Origin of the sequence: Nonomuraea sp. ZG12, assembly GCF_052068115.1 — a bacterium.
Lineage (GTDB): Bacteria > Actinomycetota > Actinomycetes > Streptosporangiales > Streptosporangiaceae > Nonomuraea.
Genome location: NZ_JBQHCW010000017.1, coordinates 115,254 through 129,465 on the forward strand (window position 1 = coordinate 115,254; position 14,212 = coordinate 129,465).

15 protein-coding genes are annotated in these 14,212 nt (G+C 70.3%); 9 read left to right on the forward strand and 6 right to left on the reverse strand.

Going from position 1 to position 14,212, the window contains the following annotated elements; genetic code table 11:
* Positions 1 to 21 precede the first annotated feature (21 nt).
* Positions 22 to 282, forward strand: coding sequence for a DUF6458 family protein (locus tag ACTMTF_RS34330; protein ID WP_441114404.1), 261 nt, complete (start codon positions 22 to 24; stop codon positions 280 to 282).
* Here the strand turns inward: ACTMTF_RS34330 and deoC are convergent.
* On the reverse strand, positions 264 to 1,193 hold the full coding sequence (gene deoC / locus ACTMTF_RS34335) for a deoxyribose-phosphate aldolase (RefSeq protein ID WP_397011545.1): 930 nt from the start codon (positions 1,191 to 1,193) through the stop codon (positions 264 to 266). The genes ACTMTF_RS34330 and deoC overlap by 19 nt on opposite strands.
* A gap of 110 nt (positions 1,194 to 1,303) precedes the next feature.
* Here deoC and ACTMTF_RS34340 point away from each other — a divergent pair, with 110 nt between their 5' ends.
* From ACTMTF_RS34340 to ACTMTF_RS34375, 8 genes are all read left to right on the forward strand, one after another.
* The gene (locus ACTMTF_RS34340) at positions 1,304 to 2,470 is read left to right on the forward strand and encodes a hemopexin repeat-containing protein (RefSeq protein ID WP_441114405.1); all 1,167 of its coding nucleotides are present in this window, start codon (positions 1,304 to 1,306) and stop codon (positions 2,468 to 2,470) included.
* A gap of 98 nt (positions 2,471 to 2,568) precedes the next feature.
* A complete protein-coding gene (locus ACTMTF_RS34345) occupies positions 2,569 to 3,318 on the forward strand; it encodes a hypothetical protein (RefSeq protein WP_441114406.1) in 750 nt (249 codons plus the stop codon).
* A 10-nt stretch (positions 3,319 to 3,328) separates the two neighbouring features.
* A complete protein-coding gene (locus ACTMTF_RS34350) occupies positions 3,329 to 3,613 on the forward strand; it encodes a hypothetical protein (protein ID WP_441114407.1) in 285 nt (94 codons plus the stop codon).
* Positions 3,614 to 3,669: 56 nt separating this feature from the next.
* Positions 3,670 to 3,879, forward strand: a complete 210-nt coding sequence (locus tag ACTMTF_RS34355) for a hypothetical protein (protein WP_441114408.1) — start codon at positions 3,670 to 3,672, stop codon at positions 3,877 to 3,879.
* 148 nt (positions 3,880 to 4,027) lie between these two features.
* On the forward strand, positions 4,028 to 5,737 hold the full coding sequence (locus tag ACTMTF_RS34360) for a S8 family serine peptidase (protein WP_441114409.1): 1,710 nt from the start codon (positions 4,028 to 4,030) through the stop codon (positions 5,735 to 5,737).
* A 58-nt stretch (positions 5,738 to 5,795) separates the two neighbouring features.
* Positions 5,796 to 6,281 carry a hypothetical protein gene (locus ACTMTF_RS34365; RefSeq protein ID WP_441114410.1) on the forward strand — a complete coding sequence of 162 codons (486 nt, stop codon included), beginning with the start codon at positions 5,796 to 5,798 and terminating at the stop codon, positions 6,279 to 6,281.
* Positions 6,282 to 6,420: 139 nt separating this feature from the next.
* Entirely contained in the window at positions 6,421 to 6,567 is a 147-nt protein-coding gene (locus ACTMTF_RS34370; RefSeq protein WP_397011297.1) for a hypothetical protein, read from the forward strand.
* Between the two features lie 101 nt (positions 6,568 to 6,668).
* Positions 6,669 to 9,512 (forward strand): ATP-binding protein, encoded by a 2,844-nt coding sequence (locus ACTMTF_RS34375; protein WP_441114411.1) that lies wholly within the window; start codon positions 6,669 to 6,671, stop codon positions 9,510 to 9,512.
* Here ACTMTF_RS34375 and ACTMTF_RS34380 read toward each other — a convergent pair.
* The 5 genes from ACTMTF_RS34380 to ACTMTF_RS34400 form a co-directional block, all read right to left on the reverse strand.
* A complete protein-coding gene (locus tag ACTMTF_RS34380) occupies positions 9,504 to 10,187 on the reverse strand; it encodes a hypothetical protein (protein ID WP_441114412.1) in 684 nt (227 codons plus the stop codon). The two genes, ACTMTF_RS34375 and ACTMTF_RS34380, sit on opposite strands and share 9 nt — an antisense overlap.
* Complete coding sequence (locus tag ACTMTF_RS34385; RefSeq protein ID WP_397011303.1) at positions 10,184 to 11,107, reverse strand: hypothetical protein; 924 nt, start codon at positions 11,105 to 11,107, stop codon at positions 10,184 to 10,186. The genes ACTMTF_RS34380 and ACTMTF_RS34385 overlap by 4 nt, the downstream gene beginning before the upstream one ends.
* 108 nt (positions 11,108 to 11,215) lie before the next feature.
* Positions 11,216 to 11,782, reverse strand: coding sequence for a TMEM165/GDT1 family protein (locus ACTMTF_RS34390; protein WP_397011305.1), 567 nt, complete (start codon positions 11,780 to 11,782; stop codon positions 11,216 to 11,218).
* Positions 11,783 to 12,033: 251 nt separating this feature from the next.
* Positions 12,034 to 13,062 (reverse strand): UDP-N-acetylmuramate dehydrogenase, encoded by a 1,029-nt coding sequence (locus tag ACTMTF_RS34395; RefSeq protein WP_441114413.1) that lies wholly within the window; start codon positions 13,060 to 13,062, stop codon positions 12,034 to 12,036.
* 82 nt (positions 13,063 to 13,144) lie between these two features.
* The gene (locus ACTMTF_RS34400; RefSeq protein WP_441114414.1) at positions 13,145 to 14,206 is read right to left on the reverse strand and encodes a glycosyltransferase family 2 protein; all 1,062 of its coding nucleotides are present in this window, start codon (positions 14,204 to 14,206) and stop codon (positions 13,145 to 13,147) included.
* Between the last annotated feature and the right edge of the window lie 6 nt (positions 14,207 to 14,212).

Here is a 14,212-nt window from a genome sequence, read left to right on the forward strand (position 1 = left end):
ACGCGGGCCCGGGGGTGCGTGATGCCCATCGCCGGTGCCATCGCGGTCATCATCGTCGGCGCCATCCTCGCCTTCGCGCTGGACGAGCGCTCGATAGCGGGCTTCGATCTGCGCATCGTCGGCATCATCCTGATGCTCGGCGGTGCCGCCGCACTGGTGCTGCCCCTCCTGATGCGCAGCGGATCTCGCTGGAGCGGGTCGACCGTCCGCAGTCGCCAGGACGTCATCGACGACGGCCCACCCCCGGCGGACCCGCCCGCGCCTCAGTCGAGGGTGAAGTAGTCCGGGCCCGCGTAGCGGCCGGTGACCAGCTTCTGGCGCTGCATCAGCAGGTCGTTGAGCAGCGACGACGCGCCCAGGCGGAACCAGTCCGGGGAGAGCCAGTCGTCGCCCGCCGTCTCGTTGACCAGGACGAGGTTCTTGATGGCGTCCTTGGTGGTGCGAATGCCGCCGGCCGGCTTCACGCCCACCTGGCGTCCGGTCCGGTCGCGGAAGTCGCGCACTGCCTCCAGCATGATCAACGTCACCGGCAGCGTCGCCGCCGGTGACACCTTGCCGGTGGAGGTCTTGATGAAGTCGGCCCCGGCCAGCATCGCCAGCCAGGACGCACGCCGTACGTTGTCGTAGGTCGCGAGCTCGCCCGTCTCCAGGATCACCTTCAGGTGGGCGTCGCCGCAGGCGGCCTTGACGGCGACGATCTGCTCGAAGACCTTCGCGTAGTCGCCGGACAGGAACGCGCCACGGTCGATCACCATGTCGATCTCGTCGGCGCCGGCGGCGACGGCGAGCGCGGTGTCGGTCACCTTGACCTCCAGCGAGGTACGGCCGCTGGGGAACGCGGTCGCCACCGAGGCCACCTTCACCCCCGAGCCGGCCAGCGCCTCGACGGCGACGGACACCAGGTCGGGGTAGACGCAGACGGCCGCCACCCGGGGCGCGCCCTCGCCGGGGTGCATGGCCTTGGCGCACATCGCCCTGACCTTGCCGTGGGTGTCGGCGCCTTCGAGCGTGGTGAGGTCGACCATGGAGATGGCCAGGTCGATGGCCTGCGCCTTGGCCGTCGTCTTGATGGATCGGGTGCCGAGCATCGCCGCCCGCTGGTCCGCGCCGACCCGGTCGACACCGGGCAGGCCGTGCAGGAATGCGCGCAGGGTCGCGCCTGACGCGGCGACGTCCGCGAGCGAAGTAGTCAGAGTTGACACCACCACAGCATCGCCGACCCGAGAGCCCACCTCCAAACCGGAGCCTCAAGGAATGGCATTTACGCAGGTCAGAGCGGTTGATCGAGAAAGCCGTCGGGTAAGTGACGCTCGAGATCATCCATGCGTCCAAGGAGAGGGACGACACCGTCATGGCCAAGGCCTACCTGCTGAGTGGCAGCCGCTACGTGCGGTACGACACCGACGCCGATCGTGTGGACGGCGACTACCCGAAGGCGCTCTCGGCGGGCTGGACCAACCTGCCGGAGGCGTTCAAGAGCGACCTGGACGCGGCTCTCGACCTGGCAGGGGGAAAGGTCTATCTGTTCAAAGGCGCTGAGTACGTCCGAGTGGATCAGCAGAGCAACACGGTCGACCAGGGCTACCCGTTGCTGATCACCGACCACTGGGCGGGTCTGGCGGAGGCGGGCTTCGGCGACGGCATCAACGCGGCCGTCACCTGGAACAACGGCAAGGCCTACTTCTTCAAAGGCGACCACTACCTCGGCTACGACCTCAACGCCGACCACGCCGACCCCCAGGCCAAACTCATCGCCGGCAACTGGCCCGGCCTGGCCGAGACGGGCTTCGGCGACGGCATCAACGCGGCCGTCACCTGGAACAACGGCAAGGCCTACTTCTTCAAAGGCGACCACTACCTCGGCTACGACCTCAACGCCGACCACGCCGACCCCCAGGCCAAGCCCATCGCCGGCAACTGGCCGGGCGTGGCGGAGGCCGATTTCGGCGGGCGGGTCGACGCAGCCTGGCTCAAGCTCCCGCAACGGACCGGCCCGGCCGCCTCCGGCGACGAGCACGGCGGCTGGACGAGGATGCACGATGTGCTGCACGTGGGCGGCACCCTCGCCTGGCGCAACAACAACCCGGGCAACCTCCTGCCCGGCCGGATGCCGTACCGGAACGCGCTCGCCGTCGACAGGCGAGGCCTGGCGATCTTCGCCAGCCACGAGGACGGCTGGACGGCGCTGCGCGGGGTCCTCCGGTCCTCGGTCTACAACCCGTTGAGCATGGCCGACGCGCTCAGAAAGTACGCGCCCTCCGGGCACGGGAACAACGATCCCGTCCTGTACGCCAACCGCGTCCGCCAGCTCACCGGGCTCGATCCGGCGCGGCGGGTGGCCGATCTCGACGACGCCGAGCTGGAGAGCTTCATGCGGGCGATCAAGACGGTCGAGGGGTTCGAGGAGGGCCGGACCTTCCAACGCACCGACCCGGCCCTGCCACCCGAGCTCGTCGCGCTGTTCCCGTGAATGCTGGCGACATCATTACTGTTTGCCACAATTAGTCAGCAATCATCACGGTAAGTAACAGAGCGGAGTCGCGTCGCGACAGCTTCGTAGGAGAGACCATGACGTACACCACGCCGCAGATGGCGCCAGGACAGCAGTACGGCCAGCAACCTTCTCCCCAGCAACAGCAGCAGTACGGTCAGCAGGGCGTGTCACCGATGGGCATCGGCGGTGGCATGGTCGGAGGTCTCGCCGGTCGTGAGATCGGTAATGCGATCGGCGGCAATGAGGGCGCCGCGATCGGCGGCATCCTCGGCACTATTCTCGGTGCCGTCCTCCCGATGCAGGCGCAGCAGAGCCCGCCGCAACTCAGCCCGCAGAGCTTTCCCGGCATGGGCGGCCAGTTCCCGTTCTCCGGCATCGACCCTGAGATGCTCCGCAGGCTGCAAGAGGTCTTGGGGCAGGTGATGGGTGGGTCGCAGCAGGGCCAGCAGGGCGTGTCACCGTCGTTCTTCGGCGGCCTCCTGAACAACCTGCCCACCATGCCGACGCCCACGCCGACGCTCCCTCCCATCCTGCAGCAACTGCTCGGCACTCAGGGCTCCTTGCAGCCCTTCCAGGCCGGGCAGGGCGGGCAGCTCCAGCCGATGGAGCACGTGGTCAACCCGATGAGCTTCTGGAGCAAGGTGGCCCAGTACGGCATGCAGTACGGCCTTCCTGTCGTCAAGCAACTCCTGCTCAGCATCCCGGACCAGCCGGGCCAGCAGCAGGGCATGCAGCAGCCGATGCAGCCCCCGATGCAGCACGGCATGCAGCCCCCCATGCCGCAGCCGATGCAGCCGGGCCAGGCGCCCGCCGGGGTCGGGTAGGAGCGGCGACATGGGACCGACGGTCGGGCTGGGACAGTGGCCGGACATGATCTCCGGGGCGCCGGCCATGGGGCTTCCTCAGGTGAGCCAGGCGCAGTGCGCGACGGCGCTGCAGCAGCTCTACGGGTGGTTGCAGGCCGCCGTCCCGCAGGCGCCCCAGTACGCGAACGCCGTGCCGGCGACGATCGAGGCCGTGCGGCTGTACCGCAACGGGCAGTACGACCAGTGCCTGGCACAGATTCAGCTGGTCACCGGCTTCATCGGCAGAGGCGGCCAGCCCACACCGCCGCAGTGACCGGGCCGTCGCACGACCCCGGATCGGCCGGTGACCGGTCCGGGAGCGTGCCGTACATGATCGGTTGCCCTGACCCCGAGTTGCTCGCGCAGCTGGTGGAGCTGCTCCGCGACGATCCCGAGGTACGGATCCGGCGGATCATCGGGGCGCCGGACCGGCCGAGCCTGCTCGCGGTGGAGATGTCTCCGGCACACGCCGGAGCGCTACGGGCGAGGTACGGCACGCGGCTGACGATCGAGCCGGACTCCCCTGTCGAGTTGTACTGACATATCAGCATGAGCTCTCAGGAGAGACGCCATGAGCGGTAACGGTAGTTCCAAAGACGGCAGGCAGCCGCGGCCCCGCCCGTCCACCCGAGGCAAGGCCGATCAAGAACCGGTGCGGGAACAGGTGCGGCCGAGACTACGGCGCTATATGGCGGCGGTGCTGCCCCAGCCCTATCTGGAGGCGAAAGGCCTCTCCGTCTCGTCACTCAACTCCGATACCCTGCACGACCTGCTCGAACGTGACTCGCAGGTGGAAGTGCGCAAGCGGGTCGAGGCGCCGGTCCGGATGTCCGCACTCGCGGCGGGGAACGTGTCGCTGGGAAGTCTGACAGTCGCCGACATGACGCGAGAGTACGCGGAGGCGCTCAGCCGACAGCTGCCCCAGGTCTACATCGAGCGCGACCGGCTGCTCACCTACACCGACGTGTCCCTCATGCCGCGCAGGGAGACGCGCCGCCAGCTGATCCTGCCCGCCGGCGCCGAGTCGAGCTTCACCTTCCTGGTCGTGGACACCGATGGCACGCCCATGCCCAATGCCACCGTCCTGGTCAACGGCTATCTGTGGCCCGCCCAGGGTCTCACCGGCCCGGACGGCCGAGCCACGGTCACCCTGAACGGAGAAACTCCCGAATCCATCGCCAGCGTGCAGGTGAAACCCGTCGGCGGTCACTGGAGCCGGATACTCGACCGGCCGGCCCTGAAGGAGGACGGTGACAACCTCGTCGTCCTGAAGAAGCTGTCGGACACTCTGCCCGGCTTCCCCGACAAGCAGGCGTTCGGCTGGGGGCAGCAGGCCATGCAGCTGCACCGGCTGCCCCCGAACTTCCGCGGCGCGGGCGCCAAGATCGCCATCATCGACTCCGGGGTGGACGTCGGGCACCCCGACCTCGCGGGCCGGGTGAGCACCGGAATCGATCTGAGCGATCGGAAGGAGACCGGATGGACGGTCGACACCGTCCACCACGGCTCGCACTGCGCCGGGATCATCACCGGCGCGGACACCGGCCGGGGCGTCGTCGGTTTCGCCGTCGAGGCGGAGGTGCACGTCTGCAAGATCTTCCCCGGCGGCCGGCTCAGCGATCTCATCGAGGCCCTGGACTACTGCATCGACAAGGAGATCGATGTCATCAACCTCAGTCTGGGCACCAAGGAGTTCTCCCCGCTCGTCGCGGCCAAGTTCGAAGAGGCCCGCTCGGCGGGCGTGGCGTGCATCGTCGCCGCCGGCAACGACAGCGGTCCGGTCAACTTTCCCGGCAACATGCCCACGGTCCTCGCGGTCGCGGCGATCGGCAAGACGGACGCGTTTCCCGCCGGCAGCACGCACGCCGACCAGATCCGGCCGCCGCAGGCCCTCGACGGATACTTCTCGCCCGCGTTCACCTGCTTCGGGCCAGAGGTCGACGTGTGCGCACCGGGCGTGGCGATCCTGTCGGCGATCCCGTCGAACGAGTACGCCGCCTGGGACGGCACATCGATGGCCGCTCCTCACGTCAGCGGCCTGGCCGCGCTGATCGTGGCTCACCACGGCGACTTCCAGGGCGAGTACGCGGACCGGGACGCCCGGCGTGTGGACCGGCTGTTCGACATCATCAAATCGAGCTGCACCCCGCTGCAGCTCGGCGACCCGAACAGGACGGGAGCCGGGCTGCCTGACGCGATCCGCGCCCTGGCGCCGGCACTCACCGGCGTGGCGGCGCACTCACCGCTGGACCAGCTCACCCAGGAGATGCTGGCTGCCGGCCTGCTCACCACCACGCCCCCCATCTCCTTCCAGCAGACACCGGGCGGCACGTCCATGGCGGCGCTGACCCGGCTCTACGAGGAGATGGTCGCGGCGGGGCTCATCGGCCAGTACTGAGCCGCTACTGAGCCGCTACTGAGGCGCTTCGCCTCACCCTGAACATCAAGGAGAAACCATGACCGCGACCGCTACGATCCAGCAGATCTGGTGCCTGCGCCAGGCCACCGGAACCGACCTCGGCGTCGTCCAAGCCCTTTCCGGCCTCGCCCCGGCACAAGTGCTGAGCCAGCTCGGCGGGAGTTCGATCGAGAGCTTCGTCAGGGGATTTCCCGGGGTCGTGGGGGCCATGGACAGCGCCCGCTCCGATCCCGACAACCTGTTCATCACGACCGACACCTCAGGTGACCTGGACAACTCCATCTGGCCGCACGGCAACACGACCGTGGACATGCAGGCGGGCCAGTCCCAGACGCCCGGCATCACGCTCCCCGTCTCGTTCTCACAGAACATCTCACTGTGGGATCACGACTCGGCCTCCGGTAACGACCTGCTGGGATCGATAACGATCTTCGAATCGGAGAGCGGCACCGGGGAGATTGCGAAGCTCGCCAAGTCTGAAGTGGAGAGTTCGTACTACTACGTCACCTACCGGGTGGACTAGACGCCTCACGGCGGTGCCCTAGGTATGTACGGGCCTGCGCGGGTGTGGAGATAGGGCATCCATCCGATGTGGAGGGGTGGGCCTTAGGCCGACTCTTGAAGATGTCAGGAAATACGCTCCACAAGCACAGGAGAACGGCATGAACGCCGAAATCGAGTTCCAGCTCATGAAGAGTCAGGCCAACGAGCTGCGTCAGGCAGCGGCCAGGCACCGCCGCGTACGCGAGGCGGAGCAGGCGAACAAGTCCGAGCGCCGCTCGGTCTTCGGCAAGCGCCGCTCGTCATGACCGTCCCAAGAGAGCCCGGCCGCAACCTCCCTCGCGGCCGGGCCTCTCAGCCCCCGTAATCCCGTCGAAAGATACGGACAAGGCGTGACATGCTGGACGACATGCTGGGACGTTCGGTGAGCCCCGTCTTCGTCGGGCGTAGCGGCGAGCTCGCCGCGCTCTGCGAGGCGTTCGAGGAGGCCTGCCGTGGCAACGCCACGGCGGTGCTGCTCGGCGGCGAGGCGGGCGTCGGCAAGACCCGGCTCGTCCACCGCTTCGCCGAGCAGGTCGGCGGCGCCCGGGTGCTGTACGGCGGCTGCGTCGAGCTCTCTTCCGAGGGCCTGGCCTACGCGCCGTTCACTGCGGCTCTCAGGCAGCTCGTCAGGGAGCAGGGCGCCGACCGGATCGCCGGGCTGCTCCCCGAAGGCGCCGCACGCGACCTGGCGCGGTTGCTGCCCGAGTTCGGTGAGGCCAGCGGCGACGGCGAGACCGACACCAGCCGCGCCCGGCTCTTCGAGCAGTTTCTCACCCTCCTCGAACGGCTGGCCGACAGCACTCCCACGATTCTGATCATCGAGGACGTCCACTGGGCCGACAGGTCCAGCCGGGACCTGATCGCCTTCCTCAGCCGCAACCTGCGCATCCCGCAGGTGCTCATGGTCATGACCTACCGCTCCGACGACCTGCACAGGCAGCATCCGCTGCGCCCGGTGCTGGCGGAGCTGGGCAGGGTCAACGGCGTGCTCCGGCTCGACCTGCCCCGGCTGTCGCGTGACGAGGTGGCCCAGCAGATGACCGGCATCCTCGGCAGCACCCCGCAGTACGCCAAGGTGCAGAAGGTCTTCGAACGCAGCGAGGGCATCCCCCTGTTCGTGGAGGCGATGCTCGACGGCAACGACGACTGCACCTTCCCCGACTCCATGCAGGACCTGATCCTCGCCGCCGTCGAGCGGCTGCCGGAGGAGACCCAGCGGGTGCTGCGCATCGCCGCCGCGGGCGGCACCCGGGTCGGCCACGCCCTGCTCGCCGCCGCGAGCGGCCTGTCCGACCTGGAGCTGGAGACCGCGCTCCGGCCCGCCATCGCGGGCAACGTGCTGCAGATCGCCGACGGCCGCGCCTACGTCTTCCGCCACTCGCTGATCCGCGAGGCCGTGCACGAGGAGCTTTTGCCCGGCGAGCACCAGCGGCTGCACTCCCGCTACGCCGAGGAGATCTCCAAGGACCGCACGCTCGTCCCGCCGGGGCGCGCCGCCGTCGAGCTCGCCCACCACTGGTACGGCGCCCGCAACGACCACGAGGCCCTGATCGCCGCCTGGCAGGCCGCACGGAAGTCCTTCAAGGCCTTCGCCTACACCGAGGCGGTGCCGCTGCTCGAACGGGTGCTCATGCTGTGGGACCGGGTGCCGGACGCGGCGGAGCGGATCGGCGTGGACCACATCGCGGTGCTGGAGAAGGCCTCGGCCGCCGCGCAGGCCGGCGGTGAGGTCGACAGGGCGGTGAAGTTCGTCAACGCCGCGCTGGCGGAGCTGGACGAGAGCCAGGAGCCAGGCCGGGTGGCCAGGCTCATCGTCCGCCAGACGTACCTGAAGATCTCCAAGGGGCGGGTCGGCGTCGTCGAGAGCCTCCGCCACGCCCTGCGGCTCGTCCCCGAGCCGGGCCCGGCCAGAGCCGATGTGCTCATGCCGCTGAGCCAGCACCTGATGCTCCGCGGCGAGGGCGCGGAGGGCGGCGCGTGCGTCGAGGAGGGCATGCGCCTGGCCAGGGAGCTGGGCGATCGCTGCCTTGAGGCCGAGTTCCTGCTGAACCTGGGGCTCGGCCACTCGCTCACCGGCGACATCGAGGCGACGATCGACACCAACACCCGGGCCCTGGAGATCGGCAAGCAGGCCAACTCCGGCCGGGTGATCACGCGGGCGATCGGCAACATGATCGACGCCCTGCTCGACACCGGCCGCTCGGATGAGGCGCTGAAGCTGTGCGAGGAGGGCTGGCTGGCGGCCAAGAGGTTCGGCAGGCTCCGGGCCAGCGGCCTGTTCATCCTCAACAACTGGGCCGAGGCGCTGGAGACGATCGGCCGCTGGGACGAGGCCGTCGATACCGTCGAGCGCGCCCTCTCCTTCGGGCCGGCGCTGCGCACCCGCCATCACCTGATGCGGGTGCGGGCCGACATCGCGCTCGCGCGTGGCGAGCTGGAGCTGGTGGAGGGCATCCTGTCGGAGATCGGCGTGCTCAAGGAGCGGCCCGAGGACTTCGTCCAGGACATCACCAACAGCGCCCGGCTGCACATCGGCTGGCACCTGCTGAGCGGCGAGTACGGCCTGGCGCTGGCGGTGGCCGAGCGGGTGCTCGCCCGCCCCTCCCAGTCCAGCAAGGCGATGCTCGGCTGGCGGCTGCTGGCCCTGCTCCGCACGGTCTGCGACGCCGCCGAGGAGCTCGAACCCGAGCGGGTCCGCGCGGTGCGCGAGCACTCCGCCGAGGTGGCGAAGCACCTGTCGACCGTCGGCCCGGTCGCCGAGGCCTACCGGCTGTCGTACTCGGGGGACTTCGACGCCTCGGCCGCCGCCTGGGAGCGGCTCGGCCGCCCGCACAACCAGGCCAGGGCGCTCACCCGGGCGGCATCCGCCGCGGCGCTGGCGGGCGACCGCGACGGCGCGGCGGCCCGGCTCAAGGTGGCGCTGCCGCTGGCGAAGGCCCTGGGCGCGACCCCGCTCATCGGCGACATCGAGCGGCTGTCCCGCCGCGTGGGCGCGGCCCGGCAGGAGCCGTCCGACCTGCTCACCCCGCGCGAGCTCGAAGTGCTGCGCCTGGTGGCGCTGGGGCATACCAACAGGGACATCGCGACAGAGCTGTTCATCTCCGCCAAGACCGTGAGCGTGCACGTCTCCAACATCCTGGCCAAGCTGGGCGTGGCGACGCGGGGCGAGGCCGCCGCCGCCGCGCACCGGCGGTCGCTGCTGTCACACTGACGGGCTGCGGTGCCTCGGCCGCTCGTCGAGAGGCCGCCCGTCGACGGGCCGCCCGCCGAGAGGCCGCTCGCCGGGGATCGGCTCGCGCGCCGGCCGCGCTCTGATCTCGCCGAGCGTGGCCTGCCCGGACCGGATGTCGGCGATCAGCACGTACGCGACCAGGATCAGTCCGAGACAGAGGGCGTCGGCGGCCCACCAGGGGATCTCGGCGAGCAGCAGATAGCCGTCACGGTCGCTCAGCGACCTGATCACCCAGGTGACGGCGGCCACCACCAGGGCGACCATCAGCCAGCTGCGCAGGCGCGGCAGCTCCGCTCTGCGCCACAGCCGGATCCGCCAGTCCACGAACACGGCGAGCACGCCGAGCAGCGCGCAGAACCCGATCAGCCACCAGGGCAGGGCGAAGGCCGTCTGGTCGGCGATCCCCTCCTGGGTGGTGCGCAGCTCGGTCTCGGCCTGCCGCTGGGCCGCCACGGCGGCGTCGAGCTGCTTCTGCAGCTGGGCCACGGTCTTCTGCTCGCGGGCCGACTGCGCGGGAACGTCGGTCGGCAGCATCCGCGCCACGACGGTGAGCATGATGGCGACGAACGACAGGGCCAGCACGATGGCCATGAACAGGTCGATGAAACGCAGGTCGAGCGGCGGGGCGAACGATCTGGCGGGCCGCTTCCTCACGGCTCCCTCACCAGTGTGTACCGCTGCGGTCGGGTCTCGGCCGCGCTCAGCCGCTCCACCGCGATCCGCAGCGCGTCCAGCCCCTTGACCAGCGCCTCGGTCTCGCCGCGTGAGCGGGCCAGGCCCTTGGCCAGGGACTCGGTCTCGGCTCGCGAGCGGGCCAGCTCCTGGCTGAGCCCCTGCAGGGCGGGGGTCGCCTGCGCGGCGGGGGCCGCCTGCTTGCCGGGCAACCGCGCGATGTAGCCGAGGAACACCTCGTCGGCGGCCACCACGCCGGCCCGCTCGGCCCGCTCGACCAGGGACATCGCGAAGAACGCGAGCACGCTCAGGAACAGCGCGATGAGCGTGACGCCGAACGCGGAGGCCAGCTCGGGCAGCACGTGCTCCCTGAGCGCGGTCATCAGCACGCTGGGGTCGCCCTGGCTGTCCAGGGCGGTGCCGAACGAGGTGACCATCGCGGCCATCGTCAGCGCGGTGCCGATGAACCCGAACACCGGCAGCGCCCAGATGAGCGCGTGGTCCAGGTGGTGCTTGTTGGCCATCTCGCTGTCGTCCAGCGCGGAGCGGGCGCTCAGCACCGCCTCGCAGTCGCTGCCCGCCTCCGCGGACTCCTTGAACAGCTTGAGCCGCCGGCCCACCAGCGTGTCGCCGCCCGGTTTCACCGCCTGGACGTTGGCCACGGCCCGCGCCGTCGCCTCGTTCTCGCGCCGGATGTCCGGCACGGCCCTGACGATCCTGAGCACGGCGGTCAGGAACACCGCGACGATGACCGTGACCACGAACTCCGCCGCGGCCGGGGGTGTGGTCGCGCCCACGGCCCGCAGCACTGTCTCCACCACTCCGGTCATCAGCAGCAGCGCCGAGACCACTCCGGCCACCGCGGGCGCGAACGCTGAGTGGCGCCAGCCGATCCTTGACAATCCGTACTCCATCCCCGACGAACCAGAGGTCAGTGAATACCCAATCACACCTGTTGCTTACAATGAGTAACAAATTGTAACGAGTGGGTACTAATCTCCTGGATTGCGTCAGAGCATCGCGTCGACCAGCAGGACGACGCCGAAGATCGCGAAGGCGGCGGCCGCGCCGTACCGGATCGCCTTCTCCGGCAGATGCTTGCCCAGCAGCCGGCCCGCCACGATGGCCAGCGCGTCGGCCGCCACCATGCCGACGGTGGAGCCGATCCAGGTGCCGAGCCAGCCGTGCTGGGTCGCCAGCGTGATCGTGGCCAGCATGGTCTTGTCGCCCAGCTCGCTCAGGAAGAACGCGACCGTCACGGCGATGATGGCGTTCCTGGTGGTGCGCTGCGCCTTGCGGGACTCCTCCTCGGTCAGCTCGTCGCCGCGCAGCGTCCACGCCGCGAAGCCGAGGAAGGCGAGGCCCGCCACGACGGAGATGGCGGTGGTGGGGAGCGCGTCGCCGATCAACCCGCCCACGGCCACACTGACGAGGTGGACGGCGGTGGTGGCGATCGTGATGCCGGCGATCACCGGCCAGGCTTTGAAACGGGTGGCGAACGTCATCGCCATGAGCTGGCTCTTGTCACCGAGCTCGGCCACGAAGATCACGGCCAGGCTGATCCAGAATGCGTCCAACGGTCCTCTTCCGCGCGACCGGACCGGGAGCGCGCACCGGGGGAGAATTTCGGGCACGGCTTCGGCCCGGCAGCGTCTTCGTACACGGCTGCCAGGCCGAAGGTCTCGTCCGCCCGTGAAGGCCCGCGCGACCGGGCGCGCGAGCGCGCCAGCATGTCGATCACGCGATTGGGACTACTCCCCTTCGGTGTTTCCGACACACTAACAGCCGCCCCGGCGCGACTATTCCCCACCCCTCGGCAAGGCGCCCCTCACAGCGCGCAGCCCACCATGACCGGCTCGTTGACCAGCGTCACCCCGAACTTCTCGCGCACCCCGTCGCGCACGTGCCTGGCCAGGGCCAGCAGGTCAGCGGTGGTGCCTTCGCCGGGGTTGGTCAGGGCGAGGGTGTGCTTGGTGGAGATGCGGACCGGGCCGTGCGCGTAGCCCTTGGGGAAGCCGGCCTGCTCGATCAGCCAGGCGGCCGGCACCTTGATCGACCCGTCGCCGACGCTCCAGCTCGGGTGTCCCGGCGCGCGCGTGGCCAGCGCCGCGGCCTCCGGCGCGGACAGGATGGGGTTGGTGAAGAAGGACCCGGCGCTACGGGTGTCGGGGTCGGCCGGGTCGAGCACCATGCCCTTGCCGCGCCTCAGCTCCAGCACCGCCTCACGGGCTCGCGCCAGCGGCACGCGCTCGCCGACCTCGACGCCGAGCCGTCCGGCCAGCTCTTTGTACGCCACCGGACCGGATGTTTCCGAAACATCCAGCGCGTACGTCACGGCGAGCACCACATGCCGGGACAGATCCCGCTTGAAGGCGCTGTCGCGATAGGAGAACCCGCACTGCCGCGCCTCCAGATCCACCACCTGGCGCGTCTTGCGGTCGTAGGCCCGCACGCACCAGATGGTCTGCGACACCTCCTGGCCGTAGGCGCCGACGTTCTGGATCGGCGTGGAGCCCACCAGGCCGGGGATGCCCGACATGCACTCGATGCCCGACCAGCCCTCGGCGACCGCGCGGGCCACCAGCGGGTCCCAGTCCTCGCCCGCCTCGACCGTGACCAGCACCTGCTCGGCGTCACGGGAGACCGAGACGCCCAGGTTGGCCACCCGGATGACCAGCCCGTCGAAGCCCTCGTCCGCCACCACCAGGTTGCTGCCGCCGCCGAGGATCAGCGTGGGCCGCCCCTCCCGGTCCGCCGCCGCCACCAGGGAGACCAGCTGCTCCGCGGTGTCGGCTTGGGCGAAATCGCCGGCCGGACCGCCCAGGCGCAGCGTGGTGTAAGGCGCGAGCATCTCCATGAGCACCTAGCTTATGAGGTGTCACAGCCTCGGGGGCACCCGTCGTAGTTCCCCCTGACCTCCTCGTCGCGGTATTCGGGGCCTATCCGGGGGCCTGTTCGGGGGCTTGTTCGGGGGCGACGTCGCGCTCGCGCAGCCTGCGTACCGGCAGACGCTCGGGGGGCACCACCAGCTCGCCGCGCAGGGCCAGGGAGAACTCCACGTCGGCATCGCCAGCACTGTCGGCCCGCTCCGGGAAGGCGGCCAGCGCGGCCGACCTGCGGACCGCCATCAGGTCGGCGCTCAGCGCCCGCACCCGCCCCGGCCCCGCCTGACGCCACCGGTCGCCGGACTCCGCCGGCTCCAGCCCCTGCCGGCCGGCGGCCACCGCCCCCTCCTTGACCGCCGCGACCAGCGGGGTGAGCGCGTCACCTTCGAGCACGAGCGAGGTGTCCATCAGGACGTGCACCTCGGAGCTGTCGAGGTGGAGCAGCTTCATCCGGGCCGCGCCCAAGGTCGCGCCGCCGCCCCGCCCCTGCGGGGCGTCGGCGACGCGCCAGAGACGGATCCGCTCCGGGTGGCGCTCGGCCAGCTCCGCCAGCACGTCCCCCGCGCCGTCCACGTCGCCCAGGTCGAGGGCCAGTATGGTGGCGCCGGTGTGCTCGACGAGCGACTCGACGCACGCCCGCACGTCCTGCGGCCGGCCGTCGGCCACCAGGCCCACCGAGGCCGTCACGTCCTTGGTCTCCACGCGCTGCCGCTCGGCGTTGACGCCCAGGTCGTCCATCCGGTTGGTGGCAAGCGTCCCGTCCCAGGTCCGCTGGGCGTGCAGCATGTCGTCATCGGGGACCCCGTGCTGGCCTGGATCGCCGGAGAAGCCGAGCTCGGCCGCCGGGTTCCCGCGTGCACCCCTGCCCCTGGCCCCCGCCGTGCCGACCCCGGTCGCCGGCCCGGCCGCGCCGCCCCCGGTCCCCGGTCCCGCCGCGCCGCCGGCCGCTGTGCCGCTCGCTGTGCCGCCCGCTGCGTCGCGGCCCGTGCCCACGGTGCCGGCCACCTCCTGGGGCCTGGGCGGTCGGAGGTGGCCGGGCGGCCTGTCGTCGGTCACGGCGGAAACAGGGATGGACTCCACGGTCGGCCAGACGGTGGCATGCGGGGATTCGCTCATGACCTC

Coding starts and splice junctions, on each gene's coding strand:
- ACTMTF_RS34330 (WP_441114404.1), top strand. CDS start 22: ATGCCCATCGCCGGTGCCATCGCGGTCATCATCGTCGGCGCCATCCTC.
- ACTMTF_RS34345 (WP_441114406.1), top strand. CDS start 2,569: ATGACGTACACCACGCCGCAGATGGCGCCAGGACAGCAGTACGGCCAG.
- ACTMTF_RS34350 (WP_441114407.1), top strand. CDS start 3,329: ATGGGACCGACGGTCGGGCTGGGACAGTGGCCGGACATGATCTCCGGG.
- ACTMTF_RS34355 (WP_441114408.1), top strand. CDS start 3,670: ATGATCGGTTGCCCTGACCCCGAGTTGCTCGCGCAGCTGGTGGAGCTG.
- ACTMTF_RS34360 (WP_441114409.1), top strand. CDS start 4,028: ATGGCGGCGGTGCTGCCCCAGCCCTATCTGGAGGCGAAAGGCCTCTCC.
- ACTMTF_RS34365 (WP_441114410.1), top strand. CDS start 5,796: ATGACCGCGACCGCTACGATCCAGCAGATCTGGTGCCTGCGCCAGGCC.
- ACTMTF_RS34370 (WP_397011297.1), top strand. CDS start 6,421: ATGAACGCCGAAATCGAGTTCCAGCTCATGAAGAGTCAGGCCAACGAG.
- ACTMTF_RS34375 (WP_441114411.1), top strand. CDS start 6,669: ATGCTGGGACGTTCGGTGAGCCCCGTCTTCGTCGGGCGTAGCGGCGAG.
- ACTMTF_RS34395 (WP_441114413.1), bottom strand. CDS start 13,062: ATGGAGATGCTCGCGCCTTACACCACGCTGCGCCTGGGCGGTCCGGCC.
- ACTMTF_RS34400 (WP_441114414.1), bottom strand. CDS start 14,206: ATGAGCGAATCCCCGCATGCCACCGTCTGGCCGACCGTGGAGTCCATC.